This window comes from Kocuria sabuli, from assembly GCF_040981185.1.
Taxonomy (GTDB): domain Bacteria; phylum Actinomycetota; class Actinomycetes; order Actinomycetales; family Micrococcaceae; genus Kocuria; species Kocuria sabuli.
In genome coordinates, this window is the sequence record NZ_JAVHZE010000061.1 from 1 (window position 1) to 829 (window position 829).

Here is an 829-nt window from a genome sequence, read left to right on the forward strand (position 1 = left end):
CAGTCAGCCTGACCCGCAGCGCGGCACAAAAATGGCGGCCTCGCCTGACATGCTGGCTAACTGGGCCTCATCACTTCGGAATTGTGGCCGCATAGCGCTGGTAGATGAATTACTGACGGCCCCGGCAGGTGTTGAGCTTTATCGCGTTCCTGACGTGAAGATGAATGTCTACTTTCGTCGCTGGTTGCACATCTGGCAGCACTTGCGAGATCACCCTGAATACCGGTTCGTCTGGTGTACCGATGGTACCGATGTCGAAATGCTTCGCGCGCCGTGGGAAGAAATGGAGGCAGGGAAGGTGTACGTCGGTTCTGAACCAAAGACCTACGTCGATTCCTGGGCAAAGCAGAATCATCCGGAGCGCGTCTATCATGAGTTCATTGAAGAGCACCGCAACGATGTGATGCTTAACGCTGGGCTGCTGGGTGGTACCCGCGCCGATGTAATGGCGTTTGCTCACGGCATCATCCGTCTTTACTACCGGATCGAGAGCTATCGTTTCTGGAAGAAAGAACAGGCTGGCGCCGCGGTGGGGGACATGCTGGCGTTCGGTATTGTCGCTCATTCATTCGCAGGAAAGGTGATTACCGGACCTCAGGTGCACACCGTTTTTAAAACTGATGGGATCGGAAAAGATAATGCCTGGTGGAAACATAAATAGAGAGGGTTGACTGTGAAAGTTGAAATAAAAAATGGCGGTGAGGTTATTTGGGCTAGAGATTCAAATTCGTTAGAGGGAATTGCTTCTCTGGGGCACTTAAAGGACGGCACACAGCAAAAAATAATTACCGCCCTTGAGGAGGCTCTTAGTCAGGCTAAGGGCGAATTG

At 52.2% G+C, this 829-nt stretch carries 1 protein-coding gene; it reads left to right on the forward strand.

From position 1 onward, the window contains the following. The coding region (locus RE027_RS17860; protein WP_368809642.1) for a hypothetical protein at positions 1-661 on the forward strand (661 nt) is incomplete at its 5' end. Between the last annotated feature and the right edge of the window lie 168 nt (positions 662-829).